Origin of the sequence: Thermus albus, from assembly GCF_022760855.1 — a bacterium.
GTDB lineage: Bacteria > Deinococcota > Deinococci > Deinococcales > Thermaceae > Thermus > Thermus albus.
Genome location: NZ_JAKTNR010000013.1, coordinates 1 through 25,977, shown reverse-complemented (window position 1 = coordinate 25,977; position 25,977 = coordinate 1). Strand labels below are relative to the sequence as shown.

32 protein-coding genes and 2 pseudogenes are annotated in these 25,977 nt (G+C 59.5%); 15 read left to right on the top strand and 19 right to left on the bottom strand.

All coding sequences use genetic code 11. The features are described from left to right. Positions 1-358: 358 nt before the first annotated feature. Genes L0D18_RS10895 through L0D18_RS10870 form a run of 6 tightly spaced genes read left to right on the top strand, consistent with a single transcriptional unit; the run spans position 359 to position 5,884 of the window. Entirely contained in the window at positions 359-1,099 is a 741-nt protein-coding gene (locus L0D18_RS10895; protein ID WP_243029017.1) for a DeoR/GlpR family DNA-binding transcription regulator, read from the top strand. Further along, on the top strand, positions 1,086-1,889 hold the full coding sequence (locus L0D18_RS10890; RefSeq protein WP_243029015.1) for a BtpA/SgcQ family protein: 804 nt from the start codon (positions 1,086-1,088) through the stop codon (positions 1,887-1,889). The genes L0D18_RS10895 and L0D18_RS10890 overlap by 14 nt, the downstream gene beginning before the upstream one ends. Continuing rightward, entirely contained in the window at positions 1,886-3,355 is a 1,470-nt protein-coding gene (locus L0D18_RS10885; protein ID WP_243029013.1) for an FGGY-family carbohydrate kinase, read from the top strand. The genes L0D18_RS10890 and L0D18_RS10885 overlap by 4 nt, the downstream gene beginning before the upstream one ends. Beyond that, positions 3,348-4,118 carry an SDR family NAD(P)-dependent oxidoreductase gene (locus L0D18_RS10880; RefSeq protein ID WP_243029012.1) on the top strand — a complete coding sequence of 257 codons (771 nt, stop codon included), beginning with the start codon at positions 3,348-3,350 and terminating at the stop codon, positions 4,116-4,118. The genes L0D18_RS10885 and L0D18_RS10880 overlap by 8 nt, the downstream gene beginning before the upstream one ends. Further along, complete coding sequence (locus L0D18_RS10875) at positions 4,102-4,902, top strand: carbohydrate ABC transporter permease (protein ID WP_243029010.1); 801 nt, start codon at positions 4,102-4,104, stop codon at positions 4,900-4,902. The genes L0D18_RS10880 and L0D18_RS10875 overlap by 17 nt, the downstream gene beginning before the upstream one ends. 25 nt (positions 4,903-4,927) lie before the next feature. Further along, positions 4,928-5,884, top strand: a complete 957-nt coding sequence (locus L0D18_RS10870; protein ID WP_243029008.1) for an ABC transporter ATP-binding protein — start codon at positions 4,928-4,930, stop codon at positions 5,882-5,884. Between the two features lie 295 nt (positions 5,885-6,179). Here L0D18_RS10870 and L0D18_RS10865 read toward each other — a convergent pair. Then, a pseudogene (locus tag L0D18_RS10865) lies at positions 6,180-6,466 on the bottom strand (transposase); the annotation flags it as partial. A 462-nt stretch (positions 6,467-6,928) separates the two neighbouring features. Between L0D18_RS10865 and L0D18_RS10860 the strand changes: the two are divergent. The 3 genes and pseudogenes from L0D18_RS10860 (at position 6,929) to L0D18_RS12030 (ending at position 8,611) form a co-directional block, all read left to right on the top strand. After that, positions 6,929-7,534, top strand: coding sequence for a helix-turn-helix domain-containing protein (locus L0D18_RS10860; RefSeq protein ID WP_243029006.1), 606 nt, complete (start codon positions 6,929-6,931; stop codon positions 7,532-7,534). 382 nt (positions 7,535-7,916) lie between these two features. Beyond that, a pseudogene (locus L0D18_RS10855) lies at positions 7,917-8,276 on the top strand (IS5 family transposase); the annotation flags it as partial. Continuing rightward, positions 8,192-8,611, top strand: a complete 420-nt coding sequence (locus L0D18_RS12030) for a transposase (RefSeq protein ID WP_423247909.1) — start codon at positions 8,192-8,194, stop codon at positions 8,609-8,611. The pseudogene L0D18_RS10855 and the gene L0D18_RS12030, both read left to right, overlap by 85 nt. A 215-nt stretch (positions 8,612-8,826) precedes the next feature. Here the strand turns inward: L0D18_RS12030 and L0D18_RS10850 are convergent, their stop codons facing one another. Further along, positions 8,827-11,331: a BsuBI/PstI family type II restriction endonuclease gene (locus tag L0D18_RS10850; RefSeq protein WP_243029001.1), complete on the bottom strand. Its 2,505-nt coding sequence runs from the start codon at positions 11,329-11,331 to the stop codon at positions 8,827-8,829. 25 nt (positions 11,332-11,356) lie between these two features. Between L0D18_RS10850 and L0D18_RS10845 the strand changes: the two genes are divergently transcribed. From L0D18_RS10845 to L0D18_RS10830, 3 genes are all read left to right on the top strand, one after another. Beyond that, positions 11,357-11,581 carry a hypothetical protein gene (locus tag L0D18_RS10845; RefSeq protein ID WP_243028999.1) on the top strand — a complete coding sequence of 75 codons (225 nt, stop codon included), beginning with the start codon at positions 11,357-11,359 and terminating at the stop codon, positions 11,579-11,581. Positions 11,582-11,782: 201 nt separating this feature from the next. Continuing rightward, positions 11,783-12,016 (top strand): hypothetical protein, encoded by a 234-nt coding sequence (locus tag L0D18_RS10835; RefSeq protein ID WP_479725464.1) that lies wholly within the window; start codon positions 11,783-11,785, stop codon positions 12,014-12,016. Between the two features lie 86 nt (positions 12,017-12,102). After that, positions 12,103-12,378: an AbrB/MazE/SpoVT family DNA-binding domain-containing protein gene (locus tag L0D18_RS10830; RefSeq protein ID WP_243028998.1), complete on the top strand. Its 276-nt coding sequence runs from the start codon at positions 12,103-12,105 to the stop codon at positions 12,376-12,378. A 38-nt stretch (positions 12,379-12,416) separates the two neighbouring features. On the opposite strand, the gene L0D18_RS10825 is transcribed toward L0D18_RS10830, so the two are convergent. After that, entirely contained in the window at positions 12,417-12,749 is a 333-nt protein-coding gene (locus tag L0D18_RS10825) for a hypothetical protein (RefSeq protein ID WP_243028997.1), read from the bottom strand. Positions 12,750-12,868: 119 nt separating this feature from the next. Next, positions 12,869-14,335 (bottom strand): hypothetical protein, encoded by a 1,467-nt coding sequence (locus L0D18_RS10820; RefSeq protein ID WP_243028996.1) that lies wholly within the window; start codon positions 14,333-14,335, stop codon positions 12,869-12,871. 146 nt (positions 14,336-14,481) lie between these two features. Between L0D18_RS10820 and L0D18_RS10815 the strand changes: the two genes are divergently transcribed. Both L0D18_RS10815 and L0D18_RS10810 read left to right on the top strand, forming a co-directional pair. Beyond that, the gene (locus tag L0D18_RS10815) at positions 14,482-14,838 is read left to right on the top strand and encodes a DUF5658 family protein (protein ID WP_243028995.1); all 357 of its coding nucleotides are present in this window, start codon (positions 14,482-14,484) and stop codon (positions 14,836-14,838) included. 14 nt (positions 14,839-14,852) lie between these two features. Beyond that, positions 14,853-15,257, top strand: coding sequence for a hypothetical protein (locus L0D18_RS10810; protein ID WP_243028994.1), 405 nt, complete (start codon positions 14,853-14,855; stop codon positions 15,255-15,257). A 4-nt stretch (positions 15,258-15,261) separates the two neighbouring features. Here L0D18_RS10810 and L0D18_RS10805 read toward each other — a convergent pair whose 3' ends face one another. From L0D18_RS10805 to L0D18_RS10765, 10 genes are all read right to left on the bottom strand, one after another. Beyond that, on the bottom strand, positions 15,262-16,482 hold the full coding sequence (locus L0D18_RS10805) for an AAA family ATPase (protein WP_243028993.1): 1,221 nt from the start codon (positions 16,480-16,482) through the stop codon (positions 15,262-15,264). A 128-nt stretch (positions 16,483-16,610) separates the two neighbouring features. After that, entirely contained in the window at positions 16,611-17,120 is a 510-nt protein-coding gene (locus L0D18_RS10800) for a hypothetical protein (RefSeq protein ID WP_243028992.1), read from the bottom strand. A gap of 189 nt (positions 17,121-17,309) precedes the next feature. Beyond that, the gene (locus tag L0D18_RS10795) at positions 17,310-17,837 is read right to left on the bottom strand and encodes a hypothetical protein (protein WP_243028990.1); all 528 of its coding nucleotides are present in this window, start codon (positions 17,835-17,837) and stop codon (positions 17,310-17,312) included. 9 nt (positions 17,838-17,846) lie between these two features. After that, on the bottom strand, positions 17,847-18,425 hold the full coding sequence (locus L0D18_RS10790; RefSeq protein WP_243028989.1) for a TraX family protein: 579 nt from the start codon (positions 18,423-18,425) through the stop codon (positions 17,847-17,849). 214 nt (positions 18,426-18,639) lie between these two features. Then, positions 18,640-20,415: a PilX N-terminal domain-containing pilus assembly protein gene (locus tag L0D18_RS10785; RefSeq protein ID WP_243028987.1), complete on the bottom strand. Its 1,776-nt coding sequence runs from the start codon at positions 20,413-20,415 to the stop codon at positions 18,640-18,642. A gap of 9 nt (positions 20,416-20,424) precedes the next feature. Then, positions 20,425-21,336 (bottom strand): PilW family protein, encoded by a 912-nt coding sequence (locus L0D18_RS10780; RefSeq protein ID WP_243028986.1) that lies wholly within the window; start codon positions 21,334-21,336, stop codon positions 20,425-20,427. Between the two features lie 9 nt (positions 21,337-21,345). Then, on the bottom strand, positions 21,346-21,753 hold the full coding sequence (locus L0D18_RS10775; protein WP_243028985.1) for a type IV pilus modification PilV family protein: 408 nt from the start codon (positions 21,751-21,753) through the stop codon (positions 21,346-21,348). Next, complete coding sequence (locus tag L0D18_RS12025) at positions 21,750-22,226, bottom strand: prepilin-type N-terminal cleavage/methylation domain-containing protein (RefSeq protein ID WP_423247907.1); 477 nt, start codon at positions 22,224-22,226, stop codon at positions 21,750-21,752. The genes L0D18_RS10775 and L0D18_RS12025 overlap by 4 nt, the downstream gene beginning before the upstream one ends. A 383-nt stretch (positions 22,227-22,609) precedes the next feature. Then, complete coding sequence (locus L0D18_RS10770; protein ID WP_243028984.1) at positions 22,610-22,786, bottom strand: hypothetical protein; 177 nt, start codon at positions 22,784-22,786, stop codon at positions 22,610-22,612. 95 nt (positions 22,787-22,881) lie between these two features. After that, positions 22,882-23,118 carry a hypothetical protein gene (locus L0D18_RS10765; protein ID WP_243028983.1) on the bottom strand — a complete coding sequence of 79 codons (237 nt, stop codon included), beginning with the start codon at positions 23,116-23,118 and terminating at the stop codon, positions 22,882-22,884. Positions 23,119-23,210: 92 nt separating this feature from the next. Here L0D18_RS10765 and L0D18_RS10760 point away from each other — a divergent pair, with 92 nt between their 5' ends. Next, the gene (locus L0D18_RS10760) at positions 23,211-24,356 is read left to right on the top strand and encodes an RNA-guided endonuclease InsQ/TnpB family protein (protein WP_423247906.1); all 1,146 of its coding nucleotides are present in this window, start codon (positions 23,211-23,213) and stop codon (positions 24,354-24,356) included. Between the two features lie 12 nt (positions 24,357-24,368). Here L0D18_RS10760 and L0D18_RS10755 read toward each other — a convergent pair whose 3' ends face one another. The 5 genes from L0D18_RS10755 to L0D18_RS10735 form a co-directional block, all read right to left on the bottom strand. Next, positions 24,369-24,740 (bottom strand): hypothetical protein, encoded by a 372-nt coding sequence (locus tag L0D18_RS10755; protein WP_243028981.1) that lies wholly within the window; start codon positions 24,738-24,740, stop codon positions 24,369-24,371. A gap of 2 nt (positions 24,741-24,742) precedes the next feature. Then, a complete protein-coding gene (locus tag L0D18_RS10750; protein WP_279232354.1) occupies positions 24,743-25,183 on the bottom strand; it encodes a Rad52/Rad22 family DNA repair protein in 441 nt (146 codons plus the stop codon). Between the two features lie 63 nt (positions 25,184-25,246). Further along, positions 25,247-25,519, bottom strand: a complete 273-nt coding sequence (locus tag L0D18_RS10745) for a hypothetical protein (RefSeq protein WP_243028980.1) — start codon at positions 25,517-25,519, stop codon at positions 25,247-25,249. A gap of 12 nt (positions 25,520-25,531) precedes the next feature. Continuing rightward, positions 25,532-25,759 carry a hypothetical protein gene (locus L0D18_RS10740; RefSeq protein ID WP_243029032.1) on the bottom strand — a complete coding sequence of 76 codons (228 nt, stop codon included), beginning with the start codon at positions 25,757-25,759 and terminating at the stop codon, positions 25,532-25,534. A gap of 4 nt (positions 25,760-25,763) precedes the next feature. Then, the coding region (locus tag L0D18_RS10735) for a hypothetical protein (protein ID WP_243028979.1) at positions 25,764-25,977 on the bottom strand (214 nt) is incomplete at its 5' end.

The following is a 25,977-nucleotide window of genomic DNA, read 5'->3' as shown; positions in this document are numbered from 1 at the left end:
GCGGGCTCCCCGGCCTGGGCTTGGGCGGGGCCGGCTTGGAGCGGGCGGGTGGACCCCTACCGGACCCTCGAGGCGGCCCTGGGCTTCCCCTCGAGGCCTGCCCCGGGGGCGGCCCGTGCCGAGGGGTGGGGGCATCCCCCCAAGGCCCCCTCCCTGGCCGCCCGGGGGTGGGGCCCTGCGGGGGGTAGCCCCTCCTGGCCGGCCCCGCGATCCCGGGCCCGGGACCGCCTAGGGCCACCCTGTCCCCTGGGGCTCCCGGGCCAAGGGGGCGCGGGGACGCCCTCGGGAGGGGGGAGGGGCCCCAGGGGCCCAGGACCCCCTTGACACAAACGTGCACGGTCGCTTAAAATCGCGCAAAATGCCCCTAGCCCAACTCCGCCGACAAAACCTCCTGGATCTCCTCCGCCGGCACGGGGGCCTGAGCACCCAGGAGCTGGCCCACCGCCTGGGCGTCTCCCCGGCCACGGTCCGGAGGGACCTGGCCCTCCTGGCCCGGCTGGGCCTCCTGCACCGGGACCATGGCGGCGCCTATCTGCCCGAAACCGAACCCCCCTACGCGCTGAAGGTGAGGCAGAACCCCCGGGTAAAGGAGGCCATTGCCAGGAGGGCCTTGGCGGAGGTGGCCGAAGGCTCCACCCTCATCCTGGACTCCGGCACCACCACCCTGGCCCTGGCCCGGCTCCTCGCGGGGAGAAGGGTCCGGGTGGTGGCCTTGGATGTCCCCATAGCCCAGGCCCTGGCCCAAGGGGAGACGGAGGTCTGGCTTCCGGGCGGCAGGGTGCGCAACGGCTTTTACAGCCTGGTGGGACCCTGGGCGGAGGAGGCCTTGGGGGGGGTGAGGGCGGACGTGTTCTTCTTAGGGGCAGATGCCTTTGACGCCGATGGGGTCACCAACCACACCTTCGAGGAGGCGGCGGTGAAACGCAAGGCCATGGCGGTCAGCAGACGCACGGTGCTCCTGGCGGACCGGAGCAAGTGGGGCAGGAAGGCCCCAGCCTTTGTGACCCCCCTCGGCGCCATAGACCTGGTCATCACGGACCTGGAGGACCCCACCCTCCGGTCCCTGGCAAAAGTGGAGGTGGTCCATGAAAGCCTTTAAAGAGCGGTTCGGCTACAAGCCTGTTATCGCCATGGTACATCTAAAAGCCCTCCCGGGGACTCCCCTTTACGACGGGGACCTCGAGGGGATCGTGGCCGCCGCCCGGCATGACCTTCAGGCCCTCCAAGAGGCCGGGGTGGACGCGGTCATGTTTGGCAACGAAAACGACCGCCCCTACGAGCTCCAGGTGGACCCGGCCAGCACCGCCACCATGGCCTATGTGATCGGCCGGCTAAGGGGGGAGATCCGGGTGCCCTTTGGGGTGGATGTGCTTTGGGACCCCATGGCCACCGTAGCCTTGGCCGCGGCCACGGGGGCCCTCTTTGCCCGGGAGATCTTCACCGGGCTATACGGCTCCGACATGGGCCTGTGGCAGGGCAGGGCCGCGGAGGCCCTGCGTTACCGGAAGAGGTTAGGCCGGGACGACCTCTTCCTCTTCTACAACGTTTCCGCGGAGTTCGCCTCCCCCCTGGACACCCGGTCCCTGGTGGAAAGGGCCCGGAGCGCGGTCTTCTCCAGCCTGGCGGACGCCATCCTGGTCTCGGGACCCATGACCGGGGAGGGGGTGGACCTGGCCCATATAAGGGCCGTTAAGGAAGCCTTACCCCACGTGCCCGTCTTGGCCAATACTGGGGTACGGCACGACACGGTGGCCGCCATCCTGGAGGTGGCGGACGGGGTGATCGTGGGCACGGCCCTGAAGCGGGACGGGTACACCTTCAACCCCGTGGACCCCAAGAGGGCCCAGGACTTCATGGCCCGGGTGCGGGAGGTACGGGGGCGGGCATGATCCTGGGCGTGGACATCGGCACCACCTCCGTAAAGGCCCTTCTCCTCTCCGAGGAGGCCCAGGTGCTCGCCGAGGCGGAGCACCCCCACCCCCTCCACTCCCCCCGGCCGGGCTTCGCGGAGGAGGACCCCGAGGACTGGTGGCGGGGATTGGGCCACGTGGTCTCCCAGGTGCTCCAAGGCCGTGCCCCAAAGGGCCTTAAGGCCATGGGCCTCTCCGGCATGGTGCCAGCCCTAGTGCTCCACGGGGAAAAGGGGGAGGTCCTAAGGCCCTCCCTGCAGCAAAACGACGCCCGGGCGGTGGCGGAGATCCGGGAGCTGAGGGAACATTTCGGCGACGCCTGGCTCTTCGCCCGCACCGGGGCCACGTGGAACCAGCAGGTTTTAGCTCCCAAGCTCCTGTGGCTGAGGCGGCACGAGCCTGAGGTGTGGGCCAAGGCCCGCTGGATCTCGGGTTCCTACGAACACCTCACCTTCCGCCTCACGGGGGAGCGTTATCAGGAGGCCAACTGGGCCCTGGAATCCGGCCTTTGGAACCCTGGGGAGGAGGGCTGGCTGAAGGAAGTCCTGGACTACGTGGGGATCGGGGGTGAGCTCCTCGGGCCGGTACGGCAGCCTTGGGAGGTGGTGGGGCAGGTGGGCCCGGCCTCCAGGGAGCTGGGCCTGCCCGAGGGCCTACCTGTCATCGCGGGAAGCGCGGACCACATTGCAGCCGCCTTGGCCTCGGGCCTCAAGGAGGAGGGCGAAGCGGTGGTGAAGCTAGGGGGGGCTGGAGACTTCCTCTACGCCGTGGACCGGTTTACCCCCATACCCGAGCTTTTCATCGACTTTCACGACATCCCTGGGCTTTTCGTGATCAACGGCTGCATGGCCACCACGGGGAGCCTTCTAAGGTGGTTCCGGGATGCCTTCCGCCCAGGCCAGGGCTTCGCCCAGCTGGACCGGGAGGCGGAGGCCGTGCCCCCAGGGGGGGAGGGGTTGGTGGTCCTCCCCTACTTCCTGGGGGAGAAGACCCCCATCCACGACCCCGAGGCTCGAGGGGTGGTGGTGGGCCTCACCCTCACCCACACCCCCGCCCACGTGTGGCGGGCCCTTTTGGAGGCGGTAGCCTACGCCTTCCGCCACCACCTGGAGGTCCTGGAGGGGAGGGGCCACCAGGTCTCCAGGCTTTTCGTCATGGACGGGGGTGCTAAAAGCCAGCTTTGGCGCAGGATCCTCGCCAGCGTCCTGGAGAGGCCCTTGGCCAAGCTGGTGGAAGGGAACCTGGGAAGCGCCTACGGCACGGCCTTTTTGGCGGGGGTGGCCGTGGGGCTATGGGGCTACGGGGACCTGAGAAGGGAGGTGGAGGAGGTCACGGAGCCGGAGCCCGCCTGGATTCCCGTGTACCGCCACCTCTATGGGCTTTACCGGGAGCTTTACGGGCGGCTTAAGGACCTCTTTCCCAGGCTTGGAGGTGAGCATGCCTAACGCTTTGGTCACGGGGGCGGGTACAGGCATCGGCAAGGCCATCGCGGAACGGCTGGCCCAGGATGGCTTCAAGGTCTGGGTGACGGACCTGGACGGGGACAGGGCCAAAAAGGTGGCGGAGGCCCTGGGCATGCCCTCCATGGCCCTGGATGTGACCCGCAGGGACCAGCTGGAGGAGGCCCGGGATCGCGTGTTCGCGGAGGACGGCCGGCTGGACGTGTTGGTGGCCAACGCGGGGGTCTCCACCATGAACCGTTTCCTGGATCTCACCGAGGAGGAGTGGGATTTCAACCTCACCGTGAACGCCAAGGGCACCTTCCTCACCCTGCAGACCTTCGGCCGCAGGATGGTGGACCAGCCCCCCATCCCGGGCCGGGAGGTGCGGGGTAAGCTGATCGCCATCGCCTCCATGGCGGCACGGCAAGCGGCTCCCCTGCTGGCCCACTATAGCGCCAGCAAGTTCGCCGTCTTGGGCCTGGTGCAGGCGGCGGCCAAGGAGCTAGCCCCTTACCGGATCACCGTCAACGCGGTCAACCCCGGGTTCGTGCGCACCTCCATGCAGGAACGGGAGGTGGCTTGGGAGAGCCGGCTTCGGGGCATCCCCCCTGAGGAGGTGGTAGCCGACTATATCCGGCAAACCCCCTTGGGGAGGTTGGAGCTTCCCGAGGATGTGGCCAAGGCGGTGAGCTTCCTGGCCGGTCCCGACAGCGACTTCATCACGGGTGAGGCCCTGGAGGTGAACGGCGGTGCCTGGATCTTCTAGGGCCCTCCGCCTCTTAGCCCATGGGATCCTTTGGGCCTTCAGCCTGGCCTTCCTCCTGCCCCTCCTCTGGACCCTTAGGAGTGCCCTCCTGCCCGAGGGGCTGGCCTACGCCCTACCCCCGGCCTGGGGTCCTTGGACCCTGGAGAACTTCCAGCAGGTGCTTTCAGGACCCTTTGGTAAGGCCTTCCAGAATAGCCTTCAAGTGGCCTCCTTGGTGGTCCTCCTGGGGCTGCCCTTGGCGGCGGGGCTCGGGTACGCCATGGCCCGTTACCGCTTGGGGGGGCACGGGCTTAGGTTCGCGGTGCTGGCGGTGCAGATGATCCCCCCCATCGTCCTGGCCCTTCCCCTCTTCGCCCTCATGCGCCTCCTAGGCCTCTCGGGGTCCCTGGCCTCCTTGGTGCTGGCCTACCTGGCCTTCGCCCTCCCCTTCATGGCCTGGCTCCTCTTGGGGTTCTTCCAGGGCCTACCCCGGGAGCTGGAGGAGGCCGCTTACGTGGACGGGGCCACCCCTCTTCAGGCCTTCCTGCGGGTGACCCTCCCCCTCCTAAGGCCCGTGGTGGCGGTCCTCCTCATCCTCCAGACCCTCACGGAGATCCGGACCTACGACCTGGTCTACGTGCTCACCCGGGGCGGGCCGGGCACAGCCACCGACCTGGTCAGCTACTACATCTACCGCAAGGCCTTCCTAGGCCTGGACCTCTCGGGGGCGGCGGCCATGAGCTACATCCTCCTCCTTACCCTGGCCCTGGTGGGGGCCTACTACCGGGTCTTGACACGCTCCTGACACATCTCTGGCAAGGTGGCAAAGGGTGGTTGAGCTCAGGGAAGTGCACAAACGCTACGGGCCCGTCAGGGCGGTGGAGGGGCTGGACCTCAGCCTCAGGAGGGGGGAGTTTTTCACCCTCCTAGGGCCTTCGGGGTGCGGTAAGACCACCACCTTGCGCCTGGTGGCGGGCTTTGAGAGCCCGGACCGGGGGGAGGTCTACATAGGAGGCCAGCTGGTCAACAACCTGCCCCCTGAGAGGCGGCCCATTGGGATGGTCTTCCAGCACTACGCCCTTTTCCCCAACATGACCGTTTTCGGCAACATAGCCTTCCCCTTGCGGTTAAGGCGGGTTCCGGAAAGGGAGGTGCGCAAAAGGGTGGGGGAACTTTTGCAAATGGTGCACCTGGCGGGCCTCGAGGGGCGCTACCCCAAGGAGCTTTCCGGCGGGCAGCAGCAGCGGGTGGCCTTGGCCCGGGCCCTGGCCCGGGAGCCCAAGGTCATCCTGATGGACGAGCCCTACTCCGCCCTGGACCCGGTGCTGCGGGAGGAGCTGCGGCGGGAGGTCCGCACCCTCCTCAAGGACCTGGGGATCACCGCCCTCCACGTGACCCACGATCCCGAGGAGGCCATGCTCCTGGCGGACCGGGTCGGGGTGGTCCACGGGGGACGGATGCTGCAGGTGGGAACCCCCCAGGAGCTCTATGAGCGGCCCAACTCCCTGGAATCCTTCCTGGCCTTTGGCCGGGCCAACCTCCTCCAAAGGGACGGGGAGGTGTGGGCCTTCCGCCAAGAATGGGTCCGCCCGGGGAGGGATCACCGGGCCTTGGTATTGGAAAGGCGGACCTTGAGGGGCGAGGTCCTTTGCCGAGTGGAGCTCCCCTGGGGGGAGGCCTGGGTGCGCCTGGACGCCCAACCTGGGGAACGGGTTTCCCTGGAGATCCACCCACTTCTTCGGTTTCCCATTGACGCCCAGGAGAGCCGGGTGGGGGTAGGCCCCTAGGGTAAGTGCTGAGGTGGACAACTCCTTGAGGGGTGTTGTTAGAGACTGTTGTAAAAGTCCGCTATCCTTGAAGGGTGAACGCTACACCTCTATAGCGACCTGTCGGATGCCGAGTGGGCCCTCCTAAGTAACGGGCCTCGCCCCTACCTTGGTCACGGGCCTTACCCGTACCTTGACCCCCTGATCCCTGCCCTCAAGCCCGGCGGCCGCCCCGCAAAAGTGCCCCTGCTTTACCCGAGCCACGGGCGTAGCCCGTACCTTGAGGGTAAACAGATTTGTGTATTCGTGAAAGCAAGAGAAGGCTGGGGTAGTACCTCCCTTCCCGATCCCGAGGGATAGCCAGCTCCACTCGGCCAAAAGCGGTTTCCAGCTTGCGGGGATAGTAACCGCTCTCCTTTGGGGCCCCTGCCACAGATGAACCGTCCGGTCGGCCTCTAGGTAGTTCATTTGGGCCTTTGGCCCAAAGCGGGTCTGCAAACCCTCAGTCACCGTCTCCCTCACCATTTCCCTTAACATCACCTGCAGGGTATCCTGGTCCATGGGATACCTCCTTCCTCTCCTGGTACCCCCATTCATACACAAATCCCTACACAAAATTCCTTACACGACCGTCAAGGGACGGTCCGCGCTGGGATCCACCCTGCCCCTTTGCTTTCCGGCAAACGCACTACTACGGATAATGGGTAAACAAGGGCTAAAAAAACGGAGCCCCGGGTTTAGGCCCGGGGTTTATGCCGTTTCCATCGTGGTGGGCGGCAGAGGATTTGAACCTCTGACCTCTCGCTTGTAAGGTTTATTTTCCACTCCCTTTTCACCCCAGGATGCACCTTAAAAGGTGGCAAAGAAAGCCTATCTAAGCCCCGGGAGATTTTTAAGAAAGGACACATATTGAGTGCCCTTCCACCAGAATAAGGGGTAAATAAGGGGTAAGACAGGAAAAGCGTCCAGAAGGGCATCCTTAAAGCACCCTCGCTTACCAAGAAGAAAGGGAAATACCCCTGGGTTTCTACACCTCATCCCCTACCAAATGGTAAAGTGTATACCATGGTGGAAGATATTCGTCGGCGGGCTGGGGAGGCGATAGCCAGGCGGAGGCGGGAGTTAGGGTTGACGTTAGGTGGTGTAGCCCAGGAGATGGGGGTATCGGACGGGTATGTATGGAAGTTAGAGAAGGGATTGGTGAATCTAGGGAACATCTCTTATGGGCGGATACTTGCCTTACTGAAGGCTCTTCGTTGGACGCCTGAAGAGTTTACCCAAGCCACGGGAGTGCCGGTGCCCCAGGTAACTGCTGAGGGGGTGCCGGGGGTTCCTCCTGTGCCTCTTCTCAAGGTGCCCCTTGCGGGGTCTGAGAAGTACCTGATTTTAGGTTTACCGGAGGTGGATGTAGACCCCAGGGACCTGAGGGCCTTAGCCCACCAGGAGAGATTCCTAATCTACCGGGAAGGCATGGAACCAGAACCCGGGGAGTTAGCTGTAGTACAGGCTAAAGGGGAAAAGGTACCCCTACGCCCCGTGCGTTTTCTGGGACTCAACAGCAGACGAAGCTATGTGGTGGAAAGCCTAGGGTGCCCTTTGGAACGCCTGATCTTGGAGAAAGCTCACTGGGTACTTCACCAGGTGGTAGGAGAGGTAAGGATTACCCCTTAAGCCTTGGGAGGATGATGGGTTATGCCTCAACCTCATCCCCCTCTGCGCGAAGTGCGCAGAGGGGGACTTGGATCCACCCGTCGCGGGGGCGTCTTGTAACACCCCCGCGACCTGTCATAAGCCAAAGGATATCCAAAGCCATCGTGGGGGCAAGGTATCCAAACTCTTCCGAGTCCCTAATCGGCCACTTTTTTCCCGAAACGGTATTGAATCTTTCTGGGGAAGCCCCTAGGCTAAGACCCAGGAGGTAACGGGATGCAGAAACTCAAGCTTCCCATAACCTTAGCTAACCTTGGAACCTTTGCGGCAAAAGACCTGGAACTCATCTCAAAACTCCTGGTGTGTTAGGATATCCTCCGGAATACCACTAGGGGAGGTCAGGATGGAATGGAAGGAGTTGAGGGATGAACAATGGGCATTCATCGAGCCCTTGTTGCCCCCGAAGGCCCGGACGGGGAGGCCCCGAGCGGATGACCGCAAGACGCTGAACGGGATTTTGTATGTGCTGGTGACGGGATGTCGCTGGAAGGATATGCCGGAACGATACGGCTCGTACAAAACAGCCTGGCGGAGGCTGAAGGAGTGGGAGGTCCGTGGGGTATGGGAAGGGCTGTGGAAGCGCCTCCTGGACTGGGGGTACGGGGTGGGTCGCCTGTCGTGGGAGAGGGTCGGGGTCGATGCGACGACGGTGGAGGCCAAAAAGGGGGGGAACCTGTCGGCTTCGACGGTCACCGCCGGCGGAAGGGGACGAAGGTCCATGGGGTCGTCGGAGTCCCGGGCGTGCCGATAGGGGTCTGGGTGGAGTCGGCCCAGCGGCACGAGGCCACGGTCTTTTCGGAGGTCATGGGGACGGTGCGCCTGGCCGGGGGCCGGGGCCGACCCCGGACCCGGCCGAAGGGAGTTGTCGCCGATGGGGCCTATGACCGTCGCGCCGTCCGGGAAGGACTCCGACGCCGGGGCATCCGGGCCTGTATTCCCGAGAATCCCCGGGGTCGCCGGCGACCCCGGGCTGGCCGGCCTCATCGTTTTGCCCCAGGCACCTATCGGGTTGTGCGGAGCGCTTTTTTGCCTGGCTGAAGGGCGGCTTCCGGCGTTTGGCTCTGCGTCATGAGCGCCTCCGGGTCACCTTTCAGGCCTTCGTCCACCTGGCGTGTTTCCTCATTTCATGGAGAGTTTTGAGATGAGTTCCTTGATAAAGTTCAATCCATCTGCGCCCAACGGCCTGCGCTTCACCTGCGCCGCGAAGCGCAGCGGAGCGGCGTCAGGTGGAGGCGCTGGTTAGGCGGCGTGATTTACTCATCGTATGGGCCGAGAAAACGTTCACCGTTGAAATGTATTAGATGGGTAGGTGCTTCAGCCACCCATACTTCGGTTTCCCAAGCAATTTCCTGAAGATATTTCTTCATCACCTTTCGCGTTGGAAATGCGGTTACAAATACCAAAGGAGCTTGGCTACCTCTAAATAACTCCTTGAGTTCATTGTGACGCTTAATATCAATGGGGCCGTGGCTGGTAACTGCCTCAATAACTACAAGCCATTTTTTGGCTTCGAAATAAACCACTACGTCAGGCATTTTACTGTGTTCGTCAACAATGACACCTAACTGTGCGAGATAATCTCGCTCATATACTCTGAATTTATCACCTGCGTCACCAACGTAAATAACTAAGCCACCAGGGGTGAAGCGAGGGCAAAACTCTTCGATGATTTGTTTTATTAGAGCATTCTGCCCACCTGCGGTAATTCCGACTTCTCTGCCGTCTGGCAGCTTTACTGGTATGAGAGCCATTTCGCGTTCCTTCTCACGCAATCTGCGTAACTCTTGTGCATTCTTGAGGTAGGCTCTCAGATTTTTATCCCACTCACCTGTGCCGTATGTACGAATCACCTTGAGGAGACCGGCAGCAACCTGGTATTTTGTCTTCGGGCTATTAACGGGTCTTGTAATGTCATCAGGGTTAGCAATCACTAACCCCATTTGCACAAATTGGTGAACTGTAAAACGCCGAACTGTCTCGCGGGTATTGGGCGCATAAGAAATTCCGAAGTGCTCGCGGAAATAATCCATCATTTCAGTAATGCCGCGCAAAGGAGCTGAGGCATTACTCCAATCTGTGTCGGGCTTCATATCAAGCAATGCCAACAACGTCAACGCAGAACGCTGGTTCAGTTGTGCTCTTGGTACTCGGAGCGCTCGCAAAATATCAAGAGCTTCTTCAATTTTCTTTTTCGCTTTTACGTCAGTATTTGTAGTATCCATTCCTAGTATTTCTAAGACTATTTGATCAATTTCTTCTTGTTTAGGAAATTTATCACCTATCTTCTCACCTATCGCCATTAACTGGGGTAATGATGGGTACTTAAGATTACGCAGGTCTGTTGCGTTTACCTGTGTATGTCCACTGAACTGTCTGAAATATTCGTCCACTATGGTTGAATTAAGAAAGGCAGCCAATCCTTTTGCTAATAGAGGAGATAATCCTTTCCCGTTTTGATGATAGTAATTTAGGTGATTTTCGATGCCTATGAATTCAGCATTTAGACGAGTAGGATCGCATATAGCCGCAACGACGCGCTTTTTTTCTTCTTTTGCCGAGAAGCGTTTCACCAAAACATACCAACCAGAAGGCACAAGCAGGCTGGCGGTTTCTTCTGCTAATCTTATAGCCGAGGGTTTTTTAATTTGTCCATTCGGCCAAGCAATATAGCCCTGTGAAAAGTTGCTCGGATAAATCAGAGGAACTGTTTCTGCGTCTGGCTTTTCTCTCAGGAAATTAGCAGCGCGAAAATCAACAACCCTGCCAGTAGAAACCGTGATGCCTAACTCATCAAGCGAGACAGAGAGGCTACGAGCTTTCCGCCCAATTCTCTGCCCGAGTCCATCAGGAACGATATGTATAAACAAATTTGGATCATCGGGATAAATAAGTTGATTGTATTCAACTTCACGAACGGTTATGAATGGGTCATCGGGGTCGGCGCTTGACGAAATCGTCACCTTCTCTTGCTGACGTGCTTTTATAGCGTGAAGAATTATGTTTTCTTGTAGAACATTATATTCTTCAAAAGCTCGATCTCTATAGTCAAAAACGTGGATACGCTTTATGAACATCGTTTTTAGAAGCACTTCCCTAAATGGGAGAAAATAAGGACCATTGCAAAAGCTTCTTGGCGTAATTGCAACAAGTTCTCCATTTGGCTCTAGCAACCTGATTGTCAGCCAAAGAAAGGCCGCATACAGATTAGTGGTCTCAATCCCAACTTTCCGTAGAAGACGCCGTGTAGTGGAGGCGTTATTTATCTTTCTATACGGTGGATTAAGAATAGCAGCATTAAAAGACTTGCGTAAAGAGGATAGTGTACTTCCACCCAGAGCATCTACAGCGGCTCTAATGAAATCATCTTGTATAACTTCATATTCAAAACGAATGTCTTCTTGGCGGCATACTTCTCGGCAATAGCCGAGCGTTATGTGTAGATACTCTGTCAAAGCTGGATCGATTTCATAGGCGGTTATTGTGATGGTTGAAGGCTTTGGATTCCACTGACAAGCTTCAGCAACGAGCGCTGCTGATAACGAGCCCACACCAGCGCCTGCATCAAGGATGTTCAGCGTGCTTGGTCTTTCGGCAAACATACGCGCCATAAATTGTGCTATCTTATGAGGAGTAAAAAACTGTCCTTTTTCTGCGCGATCCGCCGTTAATTTTTGGTTAGCTTCCAGGCGCAGAAAGTCTACTTGCTCAAGAAGATTGTCACGTTGTATAGGCCCTGCCAACAGGCTTCCAGTTCCCATTGTCTACATTTTACTGCTTTCGGGGATGACCGAGGAGGTGGCGTGGCGGTACCGGGGCCTGGACCTTTGGCCTTCCCTGGAGGTGCTCGAGGTCCTCTTTGATGCCCAGCTTTGGGCTGTGGCGAGGGCAGGGGAGGTCTTGGCCCGGAGTCCCGGGCCCGGCGGCGTTGCCGGAAGGGATACGTCTGGTCTTTCTGCCCCCCTACAGCTCCGAGGGGCAACCGGTAGGGGTGTGGCCCCTGGTGAATGAGGCCGTGGCCAATCGCCCGTTCCCCTCCCTAGAGGCGCTGGTTGACAATCTCCCTTCTAGGCACCCTTGCTGGGCGGCCTCCCGGCCTGGGGGCGGGGATGAGGGGTTCTAGGAGAGCCCACTCTGCGTTCGGGAGGTCGCTGGGGTAAGATCTGCGTGTAGAAGCCACCCTTCAAGTATAGCAGACTTTTACAACAGTTTCTGACAAGGAGGAGGTGCCGCCGCTGCCCCCACGGACCTTACCCCTACCTCCGTGTGAAGAAGGAGGGCAAGTGGCGCTGGCAGTACCTCGGCAAGGGGTGGCAACCCCCGGAGGGTTTTACCCGCCCCGAGGTGTACCGGGAGACCCTGGCCCGCTACCGCCGGCTACTGGAGAGGCTGGTGGACCTGAGGGAACGCCTTGCGGAGTTGGAGAAGGTGGTCATGGGGAGGTGAGGGGGTCCAGGGCTTGCCCCGTGAGGGAAGGGCTAGCGCCATACCCCTAAAGGTGGCTACTTCCCCGGGTGTGGTACCATTTAAGTATGGGGGTCACTGCTGAAAAGACCCACTTCCTGGTCCAACTGGGGTCAAAGGGCCGGCTGGTCCTACCTGCAGAGGTGCGGGAGGCCTTGGGCCTCAAGGAGGGGGAGCGCCTTCTCCTACGCCAGGGTCCAGAGGGCACGCTGGAGCTTGTAAGCTTCCGCCAGATAGCCCGACGGGCCAGGGGCCTTTGGCGGGACCTGGCCCCCGGGGAGAGCCTGGTGGAGGAACTGATCCGGGACCGCCGGGAGGAGGCCAGGAGGGAGGACGCGGAGTGAAAGCAGTCCTGGGTGTCAAGGAGATACGCCATACCCTGTTAGGATACGATCCTGTCACCCATGCGCTGCATTCTTATGTTGGCTCCCTTAGCGTGGAGACCCTTTTCCGTGGGTAACAGAACCACCACGTTGTAGTTTTTCCTGTGGATCGTCTCCACCATATTGGGCAGGTACTTGCGCAAGAGGTCCCTCTCCTCCTGGGAAAGGTGTTTCATCATGTCATATAAAGCCGTCTCTACCTCATGGGTATCCATCCCCCATAACCTGTAAGTGCGAGCACCCTCTGGTGCATTCACCGTCTCCTTGAGCTCCCTGGCCATATCCTCCAGGACATCCTCAAGAAAGAGAACCTCTGTCTCCATCACCTTCATGCTACTACCTCCTTCCCCAAGATAGCCCTTACGGGCTAACCAAGATAGCCCTTACGGGCTGACCAAAAGAGAAAACCCCTGCCTGCAATCAGGCAGGGGGTAGGAACCCTTAGGGGGAGTTAGTCCCCCCACCCCTCCAACTCTGCCCGCAGGTATTCCACCACCTGCTGGGCGAGCTGAGGGCTCAACCCTGACACCACCTGGGCGCCCTCAATGGATGCCCCATCCATGAGGGCATCCACGAAGGTGAGTCCAGGGGCCCCGTACCATCTGCCTATCTCCTCTCTCACCTCCCTCACCCTGCTGCGGAGGATGAGGGTGTCGTAGTCCACCTCACTGGAAGGCTCCACCCCCTCCTCCGCCAACTCATCCCCGGAAAGCTGGCCCGTCCCGACCAGCTCCTCCGGCAAACCCACCTCCTTGAGGGCCTTCTCCGGAGACTCACCCTGGCCTACCAGGGCGAAGTACTTCCGGAGTTTGCGGGCAACCTCTCGGGAGAGCGAAAAGACCCCTACCTCCCTGGCCCGAAGCTCCAGAAGATACTTCCGGAGCTCGGGAACCAAGAAAAGCAGGGGGTTAAACTCCCCCCCCTTCCTCTTCAGCCGGTCCCAAATGCGTAAAGCCTCCAGCAACCCCTCCTGGTAAGCCGCCTCGGGGTCTTTAAACCCCAGGGCACTCACCTCATAGGCCACCAGCGGGCCCAGAAGGCGAATGGCCGCCCAGGAAGGCTTCTCCAACTTCCTTCTCACCTCCTCGTAGGTGGGCGGGACTACCCTCGCCCCCTCTCTCACCACCAACTCCCAGGTGGAGTATGACCACCTGGGCTTGCGCAAAGGTCTCTCTGGATCCCGGTGGGCCCACGCAAGGACGAAGGGGACCTCTTCATGCTCCCACCGGACCATCTCTTCTCCCCGGGCCAGGTCCCATTCAAGGACCTGGGCCTGGAGGCCACGGATGGCCTCCTCCAACCGGGGCTCCCGTCTTCCTGGTGTCTCCCACCGGTCCCCAGGGAGGATACGCACCCGTTCCCCCCAGGGCATCTCTGTGTTCTCCTCCTCCTTCTTCAGGAGGAGTTCCTTCACCCCCTCTAGAATCCTCCTCCTAGAGAGGAGGAGGGTCTCTTCCCTGGTCCCCTTCGTGGGAACCAGGATAACCTGCTCCCCCCCGAGAAGGCGGTAGGCTGCCGCCCATACCGCCTTAGCCGAAAGGCCACCAGGGGATACCGGGAAAACCCCTTCCCCCCGGGCCGCACGGGGAAGCACCCTCAGCCTCTCTCTTACCTCCTTGGGCAGCCTGATCTCCAGCTCCCCCTCTTCCCTCCTCCACCCGTAGCGCTCCGCCAGGCGTCGGGTGGCTTCCTCGAGGGCCATCAAGGCCCTTTCCGCACCAGGGGTAGTATCCCCCCTTACCGCCCAGCCACCTCCAACCCAGGCGGCATGGGCCTCCCTTACGAACCTCTCCTTCTCCGCCGGGTTGGAGCGGAGAAGGTTCCCCAGAGCCGCCAAACCCTCCTCGGGCGTCCGGGGATCACGCCCGAGAGCCGCCGCTATTGCGGCGGTCCAACGATTTGCTTCTACTCTTCCCATGCCTTTGATTCTATCATGGCATGACTTTATGGCAACATCCCCTTTACAAGCAGGGATAACTGGGCTATATTGAAGGTGCCGCTATTGCGGAAACTCTTCCCATACAGCTTCCCCCCAAGGGGAAGCTGTTTTTGTAGACTGGAAGCATGTGGTGGTGGAAGTTAGGGATAATGGGTGGCTTAGCTGGTTACCTGATCCTCCACTTAGGCTTTCCCAGCTATCCATGGGGATGGTATGTATACCTGGCGGGGCTGGTCTTGGACCTGTGGACCACCCTGTGGGCTTTGGAGCGGGGAGCGGTGGAGGGTAATCCCATCATGGCGCTTATGTTTCGCCTGGGACCTTGGGGACCAGTAGCCTTTAGCCTGCTGCTGGTCGTTGTGGGGGGAAGTGCCGCCCAGATTGGCCTTTCCGGATCGGCCACCATCATGGGCTTCGTTCACCTGGTGGGCGGGCTGCACAACCTGAAGCTGATGCTTGTAGATGCCCGTCTGATAGGCTGACCCCTGGTCCGCCTATGCCCCTTCTGTTAATCGGATTGCTAGCCATCTACACCTTAGCCCTGGGCCTAGCCCATCCGGAGATTCTGCGGGCCAACTGGTACTGGGCGGTGGTCTACTACGGAACTGCCGTCCTTTGGGATACCTGGACCACCTTGCGGGGTCTTGCCCTCGGATACAGGGAAGGGAATCCCCTGTATGCCAGGGCACTTGCCTTTCCCATGCTCGGTCCCCTGGGAATATTGCTGGTGGATGCGGGCCTGCTGTCCTTAAAGGCGTTTTTTCTGATGCGCATCACCCAGGACCCCATCCTTTCCTACGCCCTGGCCTTCGTAATCGGAGGCAACGGGCACCTGGTGGGGGGGTTGTGGAACGCTGGGCAGATCCTGGGCCATCGTCTTTGGGGCCCCTACCCCAAATGAACCTCTACGATAGTTCTGCCACCAGTTCATCCCCCTGGACATAGAGGTGCAGCTTAGAGAAGGGTTTACCACCCCGGGCCAGGTAGGCCTCCGCCAGGGCATCGCCCACGGTGTTTTCCATGACCCGCTGGAGGTCCCGGGCACCGAAGCGCAGGTCACAAAGGTCCACCAGGCGCCGGTAAACGGCGTCATCCACCCTTAGGGTGAAGGAAAGCTTCTTCTCCCTCTTCCAGGTCTCCAGGTAATCGGAAAGGGTTTTCCGGGCCAAAGCCTCCAGGGTCTCCCGGGTGAAGGGGCGGAAGGCCACCACTGCGTCCAGACGGTTCACCAGCTCCGGTCTGAGGCCACGGCCCACCAAAAGCCCCCGAAGATCTGCCCCTTCGGGGACATCGGTCAAGAGGTTGGTGGTGAAGAGGAGAATGGCTTCCGGAGCCTGGACCACCAGGCCTCGGGAAAGCTCCTGGAAGCGTCCCTCGTCTAGAAGCTGCAACAAGGGGTCCAGGACAAAGGGGTGGGCCTTCTCCATCTCGTCAAAGAGGACCACCGCATCGGGAGCCCGAAGGAGGTCCTCGTAGAGCCTTCCCGGAGTTTCCGAACCCACAAAACCAGGTGGAGACCCCACCAGACCGGAAGCGGTGTGTTCCTGACCGAAGGCATTCATGTCGTAGCGGATTAAGGGCCTTCCCAGGGCATCCGCCAAAGCCTTGGCCAGCTCCGTTTTGCCGGTGCCCGTGGGACCCAGGAGCATGGCGGAAAAGGGCTTTTCCCTGCGTGTGAACCCCGCCGCTTTCCGCTTAAGGCCTCGTAGGATGGTCTCTACCGCCTCATCCTGGCCCAATACCCTGGCCTTCAGGGTCTTTTCCAACTCCTGGAAATCCAACTCCGCTTCCTTTCGCAAGGATACCCTACCCACCCCAGGACCTTCTGCATAGTGTGAACGGGCTGCGGCCCTTTGCCAAAGGGTCCAGCCGTGGCCCAAGCGGTAGGCCCTTAGGGTCTGCCAGACCATGGCTGTGAGGGGTAGGAGGGCCAGGAAAGCCAGGGCAAGGAAAGGTTCAAAGGGGCGCACCACCATCATCCCCAAAAGGAGGAAAAGGACAGTGAGGAGGAGAACGCCGAAGGTGATGGAAGCCACCACCGCAGCCCCTGTGCTGAAGAAGGCCGGTTTCCCTGTGCGGAGAAAGGACCAGGTCAGGAGGTATCCAAGGGCAGCGATGGAGGCCATGGGAACAAAAGCTTGAGTGGAAGCTTCTCTAGCAAAGCCAAGAGCTGCCAGGAGAGTGCCCAAAGCCAAAAGGAGATACACCTCTACCGGGGACCACATAATCCATCTCCTATCCTAGCCTCACTCGGTCAGCCGTGACCAGGTAAAGCCCCACTCACTTGAAGTAGTCCGTATTTAGCCATGAGGGGACGATGCTCAAGAATCTTCTCTGCTACCTCCAAAGCTGTGGGGAAACCCTTCCTCACGTCCACCACCAAAAAAGCCGTCAGCTCCCCTAAGTGAACGGTGTAGGCAAAACGGGAAAGAAGAGTGGAGTCATAGCTGAGATGGGGATTATCTTGCGCTTCTCGCTTCATGATTTCCCACACAGGTTTCCACCCTTCCCGTGGAGGACCATACACCGGTCTTTTCTCCAGAGTGGGATGATGCGTGTACCCAAAACTCAACCAGACCGCTTCTTCAAGGTTCCCCCTCCTCACCTCCTCCACCACCTCAAGAAGCTGTCGGGAATATAGAGCTTGCGAAGCCAGGAAAAAACTGAAGGCCTCCCTGACCCTTCCCTTTAGGAGCAACCCCGCACCAGCAAAAGCCAAGTCCTGTCTATACAACTTCTCCTGATCCCGATTCTTCACTACCATATTTTCACCACCATGGTATACTACTGCTGAATCTCAAAGAAAGGAGGTGATCTGAGTGAATCTCAATCTCGGGCGAATACTGTTCGCCAGCGGCATCGGCACGCTTTTCGTCCTATCTCTTGCGATGGCTCTGTTGAGGTAAGGGCCACCCCCCCACTGAACCCGGTGGGGGGATTTGCTTGTCCCTGGTCAGGGTCGCCACAACCCTATGCGTTCCTCTTGGGCGGCTTTTTGTGCTTCGGCGAAAAGAGCGGCCCACCTCCCCTGGCCCGTGGCCCAGGCGCATCCAGACCGGACCCAGATGTAGTTGAGGCTGTCAAAGGGATGCCCCTGGAAAACGAAAGCAGGCCTTTCAAGGATCAACTCGTGAGACTGGAGCTGAGGTACATAGAGGTACACAAGGGGAGTTTCCGGCAACATCTCAAGCTCCAGGTAGATTTCCCGAGAGAGAAACCCCTGAGTGCAAAGCCTAGCCTCCGCTGCACGGGACTTTAGCCCAAGGGGGAGTTTGCGCTGTCTGAGCTGGTTTTCCAACAGGCGTTCCCTTGCCCAATGCGGCAACTCTATCCCTCCAAGGAGAAAACGGTGGCCGGTTTCCAGGACCACCACATTGGGCAGGAGAAGTTCCTTAACCCGAAAAGGCCCATAGAGATTCTCCAGCGGAAAACCCTGGGCCAAGGCTATCGCCACCAGAGGAAAGACTGCTATCCATCTCACGTCTCTATCCTACCGTAGTAGAGCTTTAACTAGGTATAGTCCCAGGAGGTGTCCTGTGTAGAAGGCGTAGAAGCTCCACCAGGGGGTGCGTCTTCCCTTGGGGAGGTGGGGTATGAGGGTTAGAAAGCCCAGGAAAGCTATTCCTTGAACCAAGGCTACCCAGAGGGACCAGCCCATGAGAAAAGCGCTTGAAGCAAGCCCAAAAGCTGCCAGGAGGGATTTTCCACGGGCAGTCAGGGCCAGGCTTGCCCCCAGGGGGAACTCGGAAAAGAGGGAGACCACCCAGCCGTAGGCCTTTCCCGAGGCCACCAGTGCTGCTCCCAGAAAGGTGAAGAGGACGTTGAGGGGCCAAAGGATGTAGGAGCCAAAAAGGAGGCTATACCCCACCTGGCCCACCAGGGCAAAGGGTAGGAGGCGCTTGAGGTATTTCTCCGGGGGTACCCCTTGGGCCAGGTGGTGGGCCATGAGGGCGGCGAAGCCGGGGAAGACCAGGCGACCCGGAAGACGCCATTCCGAGGGCCAGCCCCAGGCCCAGGCTAAATGGTCCAATACCATCAGGAAAACCAAACCCCACTTGAATGCTTCCATGCTTTTGGCCGACTACAGTCGGTTCCTTGTCTTTCCCCAGCGGATCCCCTACCATGGGGGCATGATTAAGTTTATTCGCAGGAGGAAGGCGCAACCAATAGAGGGTAGGGTTCACATCCAAAGTACGGGCTACGCCCGTAGTTATGGCCTACGCTGGTTTATCCGAACCCTTCTGGTTAGGCCTAGGCGCTAGTCTTGTCATCTACCTCGGACTTCAGTCCGAGGTAGATGACTTTCTTTCAAAATCCCTGATGAAGCGCTCCTGTTTGAGATACACAAACCGGGGAGAAAGGGGCGGAAGTTGCCCCTGAGCGAAACGCGTATCAAAGGACCAGTTACGGATGGGAGGGTTGTAGACTCTTCCCGTTCCGGGCCAGGGGCTGTTGGTCTTGCGAGGGGTGCCCAAACTGACAAAGGAACCCCGGTAGGTGAAGGTCTTATTGGTCCAGTTTTCGTGGAAGCGAGGGTAGTTTTCCAGACCTCCATTGTAGTTGCCCCTGTCTTGACCGGCTGGACCCTCCGCACCTCCCGTGATGTCCGTTCCAGCCAAAAAGGCTGCGTTTACCTCTGTATCAGTAGCGATTCTACTGCTTATGTCCCCTGTGCTGTTGCTATCGCTCCAGTTATTAGACAAAATGTTTATGGTATCCGCCAACACCGCCGCCGGAACCCAATCCACTTTGTTGAAGTCCCCCTGAATATAAACAGCCTGATCGCTGACTATCGTCAAACCCTTAGGCTTTGGCGCTCCGGAGATAGTCGAGGCTATCCGTCTTCCCCCTTTAATGCGGACTCCGTAATTGTTAATATGGTTACTATCTGGGCCAAACACCGTAAGGAAAAACACCAGTCCCCCTTCGGTATCGTCGTCAAGGGAGAACCCGAAAGCCCCCGTGTTTGAGTGTATACAATCCAACAGGCGACCGAGGTCTACCTCCAGCATTTTAATGTATTTGCCTTCCCTCTTGTTGTAAAAGGTGTTACCCGAGTAGCCCACAGCATTGCACGCCTGCAAGGCAGATGTGGCCACTACGTTTTCCAGCGTAGCGTTTCCAGACACACTGTAGACCCTTACTAAAGGAATTAATCCCGTAAGGTCCAAGCCGATACGCAAATCGGCTTTGTCCCAGTAGGTTTTCCCGGGTATGGGGTCAAGCTCGTCAGGTGGTGGGACTGTGACGTGGTTAACCCCCACCTGGATTCGGCCATTCCACCAGGTGAGATCATTTTGACCGTAGGCCCGGCGCTGGCCTCCACCACCACAGGCCAACGTACCCTTTTCCTGGGAATTCCTGTACACCTCAACCGTTCCTGTACAGGTATTGTTATCCTTTCTTCCACGATAAAGGCTTCCCGCTGTACTGACTTGGCCTCCAATGGTTAAAATAGAATTGTTACCTGCGTCGAGGTAAAGATCGCCGTTGGTGTGCACCCTACCACCAAGGGTCATGGAGGGACCTGGTAGGATCTCCAGGTCCTTGTTGTAGAAGGCCGCGAACTGGAACATGGGTACCAAGCGGGACTTGAAGACCATCTCCAATAGGGCCTCCGTGCGCCCATCGGGCCCTAGGGCTTCCGAGAAGAGGTGATACCGGTACTCCTGGGCATCTAGCCCCTCGTACAGCTCACCCTGGGGAATTGTGACATTCTGTGGATTGCCCGGGGCTTCACGAACGTAAGTGCGCACCGTCCGGCCCGAGATGGTGTAAGACTTGCATTGAAAGTCCCCGCTTCCCTGGTTGTTTCCCTGGCATGGTCCCTGGGTTGAGGGGCTGGTCCCTTGGGGACGGTTGAAGCCCAGGAACCGCTGGCGGATCTCCTCAGCCCGCAGATTTAATCCCGCTTCAGCGGCGTAGAAACCGGTGGTCTGCCTGGCGCTTGAGGCGGTGGTCCTCAGTTCGGTAAGGGTGGTAAACATGTAGGCGGTAAGGAGGGTCATCAGGACCACCATCAGTATCAGAACACTTACAAGGGCAAATCCTTGGCGCATCGCCACCTCCTACTGGGAGAACACGTTACGGGGCACCGCTCGGGTGCTGAGTTCCCGTTCAATGTTGCCGGACCTTATCCTCAAAGTGAGCTCCAGGGTCTCGATGGTCTTCCAATGGAGGTTTACTTGCGGGAACGTGGTATACCAGTTACCGTTGGCCTGAGCTCTCACCCCGAAGTAGGTCACCCCAGCCACAATTCCCTTGGCGGGCTGTTGGCCGTTTTCCAAAAGCACCAGAAGATCCCCATCCCTGTAGTACCTCCGCTCCTCCAGGGCATAGATTCGGGCCCCAGGGCTGTAGCCCCGTGTCCATCTCTCCCGATTCCCCTTGTGAATCTTGACCCCAGAGCTATCCTCCGCATCATAGACGAACCACTCGCCTTGCTGGCTGATTGGGTCGTAGATGTAGATTCTAACGGCCTCTCGGTTGTTTCCTGTAGAGCATTGAGGGTCCCCGTCTACACTGCACCTAAAGGCCCTAAAGGCATCGATGCGGTCATCTATCCCATTCCTATCGGCATCCCGGAAAGCGCATACACCCTGAAGGTCGTTGGGAAGCTGATTAAGCTGCCCCGGTGTGTTCACGGCCACAGGGATATTGTCTTGGTTTCCGTCAATCCGGTCGCAAAGGGTCAACACGGAATCCAACAGGTTTCGCCGGATTATCAGCACGGAACCCGAACTGCTCTGCTGGACCTGTATGGCAGGAAAATCCACCGGAAGCCGCTCACCCGCCTGGCGGACATCGGCCACTATAAAGTCCAAACCCGCCCGCAGGTTTTGGTTAACCTCCGTGCGCTGGACATCCAGGGTATAGAGCCGCCGGTTACCTAAGGCGGTGGGGAGGATCAAGGCTAAGAGGATCCCAGCGATAGCTAGGGCCACCAGCAGCTCCACCAGGGTCATTCCCTTACGCTCCATGCTTCCCTCCTAACGGAACTGGGTAAATACCGTGGCCACCCCGTAAAGGGGCGTGCCTGATGTTCCTGTGCCCAGGTACACCCGTACCTCAATGAAGCGGGCTCCTGGCCCACACAAGCTGGCCTGGGAACAATAACAGGTTTGCACGGTGAAGGTCCTCGATACTCGGGTCTTGGTCTCGCTGGTGCATCCAGATCGGGGCATGGTCTGGGGGTCCTGGAGCCTCAGGTTTTCAAGGCGCTCCTGGGCTAGGGTAACCGCTTGGCTGCGCAGCTCCGAGCGGGTATTAGTGTTCAGGTGGGCGATGAAGGCTCCCACCAGGGGACCTATTAGCCCCAAGATGGCTAAGGCCACGAGAACCTCTATCAGGGTGAGCCCTCGAGACCCTCGGCGGGCACCTGGGGACCGCACCCTCATCTGCGCACCACCCCCCCTCCCAGAAGAAGCTCTAACCGGGCTACCCGGCCCCGAGAATCGCGAAGCTGCACCTGGGGGTTTCCAGAGAAGCTCTGTGTGTTGGTCGTAAAGACTAGGGTCCCTCGGCTCGTAAAGCAGACAAATGCATCGGCGGGGCTGAGCAGCACCGTTATCCCAGAGGGGTACTCTTGGACTAACTGCGGATCCGTGGTGAAAGTGAGATCCGAACTGCACCTGCTAGCATATCTAGCCTTCAGCTTATTTCCCTCAAGGATTACCTGGTAAGCGGAGGTGGTGGCCATGGCCTTGGCACGAACATTTTTGAGGTAGCCCTCCGAACGGGCCAGACTATCCTGTAGGGGATCGTAGAGAGGACGTACATCCAAGGCCGCGATACCGGCCACTATAGCCAGCACGGATAACACGATCAAGAGCTCCAAAAGGGTAAGGCCCGGCCCCTTCACAAGGGTCATAGTAGCGGGAGGATTCTGGTGCCGCATCCCCCAAATGGGGGATGCCCATTTCCCCGCGACCTTTATACCCCTGTTTTTCTCGAGGCCACCCTTAACCTCTTCACCTGTGACGTCTCCCCGTTCTGGTCAGCCGTAAGGCTATCTTGTAGAACTGGGCTGCAAGATACGGGCTTTTGCTCGTGACCGCGGTTCTAGGTTGGAGCACCTATCGCCGAAAGCTGGACAATGGGGGGGTCCATGTATCCCTGGTTTGAAAACCGGGGGATTATAGCCCCCCACACCCCCCTTTTCTCTAAGCCTTTCTACAGCAGCCTGGGCATGGGTTTCTATGGCCTTCTTCAGCGCCTGAAGTGTTTCTTGCATTTCCTGCCTCCCTCACCCCCTTAGACTTCTTCCGTATCCAACCGGATAACGGAGTCCAGTTCCCAAAGGTCCGAGGCTATGCGGTCAGGTTCCTTTTCCTCCTTCCTGACCTCCAACCAATCAGCGTCCACCAGGACTATGGCCTCAAGTACCAACCAGTCGTCTCCGGCTAGGCCCACAACCTTCTTCTTCCCCACCTGCTACCTCCCTTTTCTGTAAAAGGAGATCGGCTGGGGCCTTGGCCCCAGCCGTGCTTGCCTTTAACCTTCCTCGACACCTCCGCTAATGAAACTCAGAACAGTTCCCGCCGCAAAGCCTCGGCGGAGTTGTCCTCGTAAGGCCTGCGCACCTCCACATTCAAGGCGTAGAGGGCCTCACGGATACGGTGGAGTTCCTCCGCCAACTCCCTAAGGCGGCTCAGATGCTTTCGCAAGTCCTTGGGGTTGTCCCGAAAGGCCTCCAGAAGCTTAACCGCCTCCAGACGCAGGAGGCGAGCCGTACCCTCAATGAAGTCCAGGACCTCTTCCACCCTCATCGGTAACTTGCGGCGCGGATACCCCTGCCTTCAGGCATGGGGGGGAGCGCCGCTCCTCCTTTCGCATGATGTGCTATAATGCTTTTATGCAGACTCTTACCCTCCGCTGCACCTTGAAGCCCACTCCCGAACAGGCGGCGGCTTTGGAAGAGACGGTGCGGTTGTTCGCCGAGGGCTGCAACCACGCGCTCAGGGTGGCCAAGGAGCGTGGGGAGTTCCGCAGGTTCAAGCTGCATCGCCTGGTCTATAACGACCTTCGTTCGATGGGCCTCTCGGCTAACCTGGCGGTCCAGGCGATTGCCCGCGTGGGGCGCAAGAAGGGCAGCCGGGCGAAGTTCTACCAGCCCACCTCGGCTACCTTTGACCAGCGCACCCTCTCCCTGCGGGGTGAGTCGGTCTCGCTCACCACCACCGCAGGCCGCCTGATCGTCCCGATGAAGCTGGGGAACTACCAGCGGGGGGTGCTGAAGCGGGCCAGGAGCGTGCAGGGCGGGGTGCTCACCAGGGGGCCGAAGGGCAAGTGGTACATCAACCTGATCCTGCGGGTGGAGACCCCAGAGCCCCCCAGCGGCGGGGGCAAGGTGGTGGGGGTGGATTTGGGGCAGAAGGTCCTGGCCACCCTCTCCAGCGGGGTGCGGTTCTCCGGCGGACCCCTTAGGGGTAAGCGTCTGCACTACCTGAGAAAACGGGCCGAAGTCCGGTCCAAACTGGACCGGCCTTCCGAACGCACCAAAGGCGTGAAGCGCCTCTGGGAACGGCTTAGGGGAAGGGAGGCCCGTTTTGTGAACCACACCCTGCACGCCCTGACACGACGCATCTTGGATGGCCTCGAACCCGGCGACACCATCGCCATCGAGGACCTGGCCCACCTCAGGAGCCGTACCACCAAACGCGGCCGGGAGGCCCGGCACCTGCACCACCTGTGGCCCTACGCCCGCTTCCGCTCGCTCTTGGAGTACAAGGCGGCCCTCAAGGGGGTGCGAGTGGTGGCGGTAGACCCGAGGCACACCAGCCAGGAGTGCCCCCGCTGTGGGCACACCGAGCAGGGCAACCGGCGTAGCCAGGCCCTTTTCCGCTGCACGGCGTGCGGGTTTCAGCATAATGCGGATTGGGTGGCTGCCCATAACATTGCCCGGAGAGCTGGCTCGATGGGCATGGGCCGTTGTAAACCGGCCCGGATTCTGAGGGTGTCTTCTCTGCATCGTTTTCCCTTGGAAAGCCCCCGCCTTTAGGCGTGGGGTGGTTTACTCCTCACCTCGCTTGCCGAAAACACTTCGTAAAGCTTCCAAGGCCAGGGGTCCTTCGTGGAGAACCTCCTGGGCCACCAACTTCTGGCCCAGGTAAAGCTCCAGACCAAACCTGGGTCCGTCAGGGTCATAGAAGACAGTCAGGGCATCCCCTACTCCTTGGGGAAGGGTAAACTCCTGGGGGGATTCGTAGGGCACGAAGTAGCGATAGACCCCATCCGGCTCCAGGTACAACAGGCGATCCCCAATCCGTACCACGGGGACCAGAAGATCCTCTTCAGGGGCATACCAGACCTTCACCCCCTCGGGAACCTCATCCAGGTGGGTGAAAATCCTCTCGGGATACGGGCCTCGGTAGATGAGGTACATGGCTACCTCCCTTCCAAAAGGCTCCGGAGTTTAGCCAGGGTCTTTTCCTCAATCTGGCCGTCTTTGAGGGGAACCCAGGTCTTCTCCAGACGGTAGAGGTAGCGGCCTATCCCGAACTTCACCGCCGCCCGTTTGAGGGCATCGGAGAAGGCGGCCTTGAGGGTGTCCCCTTCCCCAACGTCCTCCTTGGTCACCCCCAGGACCGTGAGGCGGCACTTCACCTCCACCAGCCGGGTGCCGTTGTGCTCCCGGTCGGCCAGGACCTCGTAGGCATCCTGCCAACCCTCGGGGCCCACCACCTCGTCCAAACGGTCCAAAACGGTGCGGGCGTCCACGTAGGCCACCACCAGGCCCCGGGTCCGGTCCCGGTTAACGGTCTGCACCTTCCACCCCACCTCCTGGGGTGGGAAAGGCTGGGCTAGCTGCTCGTAAATCTCTTTCATCCTTTCACCCCCTCACTAAAAGAGATTGGCTGGGGCCTTGGCCCCAGCCGTCTCTTTTTGCCCCTAAAGGCCTATTACAGCGATGGTGTAGCCGTTTCGGTCTACCACCTCCAAATAGGCCCCGCTATCGGTTTGGCTGGCGTACCACAAGGCCAGGGTAGCCAGGAAAGCCTCCTCGTACACTTCGTAGCGGCCATCCCCGTAGTAGAGATAGTAGAGGGCCGCCCCCTGGGAGAGGAGGTCCTTCTCATCAACTAGCAGAGCCTTCCCTCCCAGGATGTCCACCCTGCCACTCCAGTGCCGAAATACCACTACCGCATCACGGGTCTCGGTCATAAGCACCTCCCACTACCGCAAGAAAACCTTCACCTTGTGCTCCACCAGGTAATCCTCCCCCTCCTCCACCACCCAGGTGATCTCCCCTAGATCCGCCCCCTCCTCCATGGCCCTCTCCAGAAAATCCCGAGCCTCCCGAAGTGTCCCCACCCCCCGGGCAAGGACCTTCTCCCTCTCCCCCCAAACCGCCGCTACCACCAAAGCCTTGTACCTATCTGGCTCAAATCGCTTTAGATTCACACACTCACCTCCTTCCCCGGTGAAGGTTTAGGTGAACGGTGAAGGTTTGGAAAAACCAAACCTTCACCCTCACCCACTTTTCTTCGTCCTGGACGCAAAGGTGAAAGATGAAGGTTTTTTCGGGGGTAAACTTACCCCTTTTATAGTTGAGTGTGGTATTGTCAACCGGTGAAGGTTTAGGTGAACGGTGAAGGTTTGGAAAAACCAAACCTTCACCC

Bases quoted from the DNA above. Each gene is read 5' to 3' on its own strand.
- L0D18_RS10895 (WP_243029017.1), top strand. From the start codon at position 359: ATGCCCCTAGCCCAACTCCGCCGACAAAACCTCCTGGATCTCCTCCGC.
- L0D18_RS10890 (WP_243029015.1), top strand. From the start codon at position 1,086: ATGAAAGCCTTTAAAGAGCGGTTCGGCTACAAGCCTGTTATCGCCATG.
- L0D18_RS10885 (WP_243029013.1), top strand. From the start codon at position 1,886: ATGATCCTGGGCGTGGACATCGGCACCACCTCCGTAAAGGCCCTTCTC.
- L0D18_RS10880 (WP_243029012.1), top strand. From the start codon at position 3,348: ATGCCTAACGCTTTGGTCACGGGGGCGGGTACAGGCATCGGCAAGGCC.
- L0D18_RS10860 (WP_243029006.1), top strand. From the start codon at position 6,929: ATGGTGGAAGATATTCGTCGGCGGGCTGGGGAGGCGATAGCCAGGCGG.
- L0D18_RS10850 (WP_243029001.1), bottom strand. From the start codon at position 11,331: ATGGGAACTGGAAGCCTGTTGGCAGGGCCTATACAACGTGACAATCTT.
- L0D18_RS10845 (WP_243028999.1), top strand. From the start codon at position 11,357: ATGACCGAGGAGGTGGCGTGGCGGTACCGGGGCCTGGACCTTTGGCCT.
- L0D18_RS10830 (WP_243028998.1), top strand. From the start codon at position 12,103: ATGGGGGTCACTGCTGAAAAGACCCACTTCCTGGTCCAACTGGGGTCA.
- L0D18_RS10825 (WP_243028997.1), bottom strand. From the start codon at position 12,749: ATGAAGGTGATGGAGACAGAGGTTCTCTTTCTTGAGGATGTCCTGGAG.
- L0D18_RS10820 (WP_243028996.1), bottom strand. From the start codon at position 14,335: ATGGGAAGAGTAGAAGCAAATCGTTGGACCGCCGCAATAGCGGCGGCT.
- L0D18_RS10815 (WP_243028995.1), top strand. From the start codon at position 14,482: ATGTGGTGGTGGAAGTTAGGGATAATGGGTGGCTTAGCTGGTTACCTG.
- L0D18_RS10810 (WP_243028994.1), top strand. From the start codon at position 14,853: ATGCCCCTTCTGTTAATCGGATTGCTAGCCATCTACACCTTAGCCCTG.
- L0D18_RS10805 (WP_243028993.1), bottom strand. From the start codon at position 16,482: ATGGCCTCCATCGCTGCCCTTGGATACCTCCTGACCTGGTCCTTTCTC.
- L0D18_RS10800 (WP_243028992.1), bottom strand. From the start codon at position 17,120: ATGGTAGTGAAGAATCGGGATCAGGAGAAGTTGTATAGACAGGACTTG.
- L0D18_RS10790 (WP_243028989.1), bottom strand. From the start codon at position 18,425: ATGGAAGCATTCAAGTGGGGTTTGGTTTTCCTGATGGTATTGGACCAT.
- L0D18_RS10785 (WP_243028987.1), bottom strand. From the start codon at position 20,415: ATGCGCCAAGGATTTGCCCTTGTAAGTGTTCTGATACTGATGGTGGTC.
- L0D18_RS10780 (WP_243028986.1), bottom strand. From the start codon at position 21,336: ATGGAGCGTAAGGGAATGACCCTGGTGGAGCTGCTGGTGGCCCTAGCT.
- L0D18_RS10775 (WP_243028985.1), bottom strand. From the start codon at position 21,753: ATGAGGGTGCGGTCCCCAGGTGCCCGCCGAGGGTCTCGAGGGCTCACC.
- L0D18_RS12025 (WP_423247907.1), bottom strand. From the start codon at position 22,226: ATGACCCTTGTGAAGGGGCCGGGCCTTACCCTTTTGGAGCTCTTGATC.
- L0D18_RS10760 (WP_423247906.1), top strand. From the start codon at position 23,211: ATGCAGACTCTTACCCTCCGCTGCACCTTGAAGCCCACTCCCGAACAG.
- L0D18_RS10755 (WP_243028981.1), bottom strand. From the start codon at position 24,740: ATGTACCTCATCTACCGAGGCCCGTATCCCGAGAGGATTTTCACCCAC.
- L0D18_RS10750 (WP_279232354.1), bottom strand. From the start codon at position 25,183: ATGAAAGAGATTTACGAGCAGCTAGCCCAGCCTTTCCCACCCCAGGAG.
- L0D18_RS10745 (WP_243028980.1), bottom strand. From the start codon at position 25,519: ATGACCGAGACCCGTGATGCGGTAGTGGTATTTCGGCACTGGAGTGGC.